Annotated in this window: 4 protein-coding genes and 1 pseudogene; 4 read left to right on the forward strand and 1 reads right to left on the reverse strand. The window is 69.3% G+C overall.

Going from position 1 to position 4,139, the window contains the following annotated elements:
• The 4 genes and pseudogenes from B551_RS14595 to B551_RS14610 form a co-directional block, all read left to right on the forward strand.
• Positions 1-363 (forward strand): annotated as a pseudogene (locus tag B551_RS14595) (peptidase A8); the annotation flags it as partial.
• Entirely contained in the window at positions 363-1,337 is a 975-nt protein-coding gene (locus B551_RS14600; protein ID WP_006579612.1) for a sterol desaturase family protein, read from the forward strand. The pseudogene B551_RS14595 and the gene B551_RS14600, both read left to right, overlap by 1 nt.
• A gap of 190 nt (positions 1,338-1,527) precedes the next feature.
• Positions 1,528-2,400 carry an EI24 domain-containing protein gene (locus tag B551_RS14605; protein ID WP_006579613.1) on the forward strand — a complete coding sequence of 291 codons (873 nt, stop codon included), beginning with the start codon at positions 1,528-1,530 and terminating at the stop codon, positions 2,398-2,400.
• Between the two features lie 13 nt (positions 2,401-2,413).
• Entirely contained in the window at positions 2,414-3,238 is an 825-nt protein-coding gene (locus B551_RS14610; RefSeq protein ID WP_006579614.1) for a molybdopterin-binding protein, read from the forward strand.
• Positions 3,239-3,442: 204 nt separating this feature from the next.
• Here the strand turns inward: B551_RS14610 and B551_RS14615 are convergent, their stop codons facing one another.
• Positions 3,443-3,907 carry a rhodanese-like domain-containing protein gene (locus B551_RS14615; RefSeq protein WP_006579615.1) on the reverse strand — a complete coding sequence of 155 codons (465 nt, stop codon included), beginning with the start codon at positions 3,905-3,907 and terminating at the stop codon, positions 3,443-3,445.
• Positions 3,908-4,139: the final 232 nt, after the last annotated feature.

Below are 4,139 nucleotides of genomic sequence, written 5' to 3' on the forward strand. Positions count from 1 at the left end.
GTCGGCATGGAGCCGCTGTGGCGCGCGCCCGGCGGCCGCACCGCGCAGCAGACGCTGGCCTGGGCGCGGCAATGCGGCTATCGCCATGTCGGCTGGGCGCAGGCGGGCTTTCTCGGCGACGAACTTGATTCGGATCGTTATCCGAACACCGCGCTGCTGACGCGGGCGCTGCGCGACCTGCGCGACGGCGATATCGCGATGGCGCACCTTGGTATCTGGTCTCGCCGCGATCCGTGGGCGCCGGCCGTGCTCGAGCCGCTGATCGAGGGGCTGCGCCGCAAGGGGTTCTGCTTCGCCACGCTGCGCGAGCATCCGGACTACCGCCAGGCCAGCCCGGCCGGCAACGGCAAAGGGGCCAACTGATGCTGCAGACACTGGACGCCTGGCTCGGCGATCTCGAGGGCGCGCTGTTCCAGCACGTGGTGCTGCCGGTCGTCTACGCAGTCGGCCTCGGCGGCTATGCGGAGGACGCGTTCACCGGCACCGAATGGCTGGTGGTCGGGCTGCTGCAGCTGACCGTGATGGTCGCGCTGCTGTGGCCGCTGGAGCGGCTGCGTCCGGTCGAGCCGGTCACCGATCGCGCCGCGATCCGCACCGACATGCTGTACACGATGATCCACCGGCTCGGCCTGTTCCGGCTGGTGCTGTTCTTCACGCTCGATCCGGTCGTCGACGCGATCGAAGGGCGCCTGCACCTGGCCGGCTGGCAGCGGATCAACGTCGAGGACTGGTGGCCCGGGGTCACCAGCGAGCCGCTGGTCAGCTTCCTCGTCTATCTGCTGCTGTTCGACCTGCTCGGCTACTGGTATCACCGGCTGTCGCACACCGTGCGCTGGTGGTGGTGCCTGCATGCGGTCCATCACAGCCAGCGGCAGATGACGCTGTGGAGCGACAACCGCAACCATCTGCTCGACGACCTGCTGCGCAGCCTGGTGTTCGCGCTGACCGCGCTGGCGATCGGCGTCGAGCCGTCGCAGTTCCTGCTGCTGGTGGCGCTGTCGCAGCTGATGCAGAGCCTGCAGCATGCCAACGTGCGGCTGCATTTCGGCCGCATCGGCGAGCGCTTGCTGGTATCGCCGCGCTTTCACCGCACCCATCATGCGATCGGCATCGGCCACGAGGCGCACGGACAGCCGGCGCGGCTGGGCGGCTGCAACTACGGCGTGCTGTTCCCCTGGTGGGACATGCTGTTCGGCACCGCGCGCTTCGTCGACGGCTACCAGGCCACCGGCATCCGCGACCAGCTGCCGCCGCCGGCGGGGCATGGGCGCGACTACGGTGCGGGCCTGCTGCAGCAGCAGTGGTACGGCATCAAGCGCTGGTTCCGGCGCGCCTGAGTTCGCTGCCGTGGGCGGCGCCATGCCGCTCCGACACGATGCGTTGCCGGCACGTGTGCTAGTCTGTCCCACCTGAATCGGCCCCGCCGGCCGGCCGCCGCCCCGCTGCGCGAGGCCCGCGCCCTCGGCATGACGCCATCGGCATGACGCCATCGGAATCCGCGCCGATCCGTTTCGACCTTCGCATTGCATGAACGACCTCGTCCGCTCCTTCGTCCGCGCGCTGATCAGCCAGCTGCATCCGCGCATGCTGGCGCTGACCGTGATTCCCTTCGTACTGGCCACCGTGTTCTGGGGCGGCCTGCTGTACTTCACCTGGGATCCGGTGATGACCGCCGCGCGCGGCTTCCTCGAAACCTCGATCTTCACCAGCTGGATCTACGGCGCGCTCGACTGGTTCGGCCTGTCGTCGCTGCGCGCGGTGGTGGCGCCGCTGTTCGTGGTCGCGCTGACGATTCCGCTGGCGGTCGCCTCGTTGCTGCTGTTCATCGGGCTGTGGTCGGTGCCGGCGGCGGTGCGCTTTCTCGAGCGCAGCTATCCGGAGCTGGCCAAGAGCAAGGGCGGCAGCGTGCTGGGCAGCGTCTGGCATTCGCTGTCGAGCACCGGCGTGTTCCTGCTGCTGGTGCTGATCTCGCTGCCGCTGTGGCTGGTGCCGCCGTTCTTCGCGCTGGTGCCGCCGCTGCTGTGGGGCTGGCTGACCTATCGCGTGATGACCTATGACGCGTTGGCCGACCATGCCAGCGCCGACGAGCGCAAGGCCATCATGCGGCGCCACCGGATGCCGCTGCTGATCATCGGCGTGGTGGTCGGCCTGCTGGGCTCCGCGCCGACGCTGCTGTGGGTGTCCTCGGCGGCGATCATCTTCCTGTTTCCGTTCGTGCTGGCCGGCGCGCTGTGGCTCTACGCGCTGATCTTCATCTTCTCGGCGCTGTGGTTCGGCCACTACTGCCTGCACGCGCTCGGCCAGCTGCGCGCCGAGCGGCAGTCGGTGGCGCCGCCCCCGGCCGGGCCGGACGTCATTGAGCTGGCGCCGTCGGACGTGCGCCGCATCGAATCATCCTGAAAAGAGGGGAATCATGGGTTTCGGCCTGATCGTGATCGGCGACGAGATTCTGTCGGGACGACGCGAGGACAAGCACATGCGGCGCGCGATCGCGCTGCTGGCCGAGCGCGGACTGGCGCTGCAATGGGCCGAGTATGTCGGCGACGAACGCGAGCGCATCACCGCGACGCTGCGGCGCACGCTGGCGGGCCCCGACGTGGTGTTCTGCACCGGCGGCATCGGCGCCACGCCTGACGACCACACGCGCCAGTGCGCGGCGGCGGCGCTGGGCGTGCCGCTCGAGCTGCATCCCGAGGCGCGGGAGCTGATCGCGCAGCGGATCGCGGAAACGGCGGGCGGCGACCCGGTCAAGGCCGATCTGTCGCTGCCCGAGAACCAGCATCGCTTCAAGATGGGCGAATTCCCGCGGGGCGCCCGCATCATCCCCAACAGCTACAACCGGATCCCGGGCTTCTCGATCGGCCACCACCACTTCATGCCGGGCTTCCCGGTGATGGCGTGGCCGATGATGGAGTGGGTGCTGGACAACGAGTATTCGCACCTGTTCCACCAGGTCCAGCATGTCGAGCGCGCTTTCCTGGTGTTCGAGGCGCCCGAATCGACGCTGACGCCGCTGATGGAGCAGGTCGAGACCGCCTTCCCGGGCGTGCGCGTGTTCAGCCTGCCGTCGGTCGGCGACGCCCAGCGCGGCGAGCTCTATGCGCGCCGGCATATCGATCTGGGCGTCAAGGGCACGCCAGCGCTGGTGGAGCCGGCCTACGCGATGCTGCGCGACGGCGTGCGGGCGATGGGATTCGAGGTAGTGGAGAACGCGGGGGCGGGCGTCAGCGCGGGGTGAACAGGCCGTAGGCTATTGCGCTGCCAGTCTCGCCGGGTTTGCTCCCCTCTCCAGCTCGCGGGAGAGGGGCTGGGGCAGAGGGATAGAGCGGTGGCTATGTGTCAGCGCATCGCCCTGGCGAGCGCGGTTGCCCTCTCCCCCGACCCCTCTCCCGCAGGGCGGGAGAGGGGAGAAAACAAGCGCATGGACGACTCTGTCCAGCCCTCAAGCCCCGTGCCAAGGCAGCCCGCGCACGCACCAGCCCTCGACGGTCTTGCGGTGATGGTGTTCGTCGCGAGGCCCTTCGAAGCCTTCCAGCACATCGATCGCGTAGCGGTAGCCGGCCTCGGTGGCGACCCGGGCGGCGTGCTTCGAGCGCGCCGCGCTGCGGCACAGGAACAGCACCGGCGCGTCCTGCGGCACCTTCGCCTTCAGTTCCTCGACGAAACGCGGATTCTGCGCGCCGCCCGGATAGCCGGACCATTCCACATGCAGAGACTGGCGCTCCGGCACGTCCGGGCCGCCGACCCAGTCCAGCTCGGCCTGGGTGCGTACGTCGACCAGCACCGCGGCGGGATCGGCCAGCAGCAGATCGTAGGCCTGCTGCGGCGTCAGCGCGCCGTAGTAGGGCAGTTGGTCCTGTTGTTGCCGCGCGTTGGCGGCCTGCAGAAGCGCGTCTCGGATGGTCATTGCAAGGGCGGTTTGGATCGCGGGATTGGGTCGCGGGTTCGGGTCGCGGGTTGGGATCGATACGGGCGTGACGCCGATCGCGGCCACGCCTGCTGCAAAGACCGTTATTCTACTCCGCCGGCGCGGCGCGGCCGCAGTGCGAGGCCAGCCGGCAGGTCCGAAATCCGGTGCTGGCGCCAGCATGGTGCTGGTGGCACCATGACGGTGCATTCGACGGCGGCGATGCACCGGT

The organism is Cupriavidus sp. HPC(L) (genome assembly GCF_000307735.3).
Classification (GTDB): Bacteria; Pseudomonadota; Gammaproteobacteria; order Burkholderiales; family Burkholderiaceae; genus Cupriavidus.

What these genes read in the sequence shown, in the direction of transcription:
- B551_RS14600 (WP_006579612.1), top strand. Translation starts at nt 363, where the DNA reads ATGCTGCAGACACTGGACGCCTGGCTCGGCGATCTCGAGGGCGCGCTG.
- B551_RS14605 (WP_006579613.1), top strand. Translation starts at nt 1,528, where the DNA reads ATGAACGACCTCGTCCGCTCCTTCGTCCGCGCGCTGATCAGCCAGCTG.
- B551_RS14610 (WP_006579614.1), top strand. Translation starts at nt 2,414, where the DNA reads ATGGGTTTCGGCCTGATCGTGATCGGCGACGAGATTCTGTCGGGACGA.
- B551_RS14615 (WP_006579615.1), bottom strand. Translation starts at nt 3,907, where the DNA reads ATGACCATCCGAGACGCGCTTCTGCAGGCCGCCAACGCGCGGCAACAA.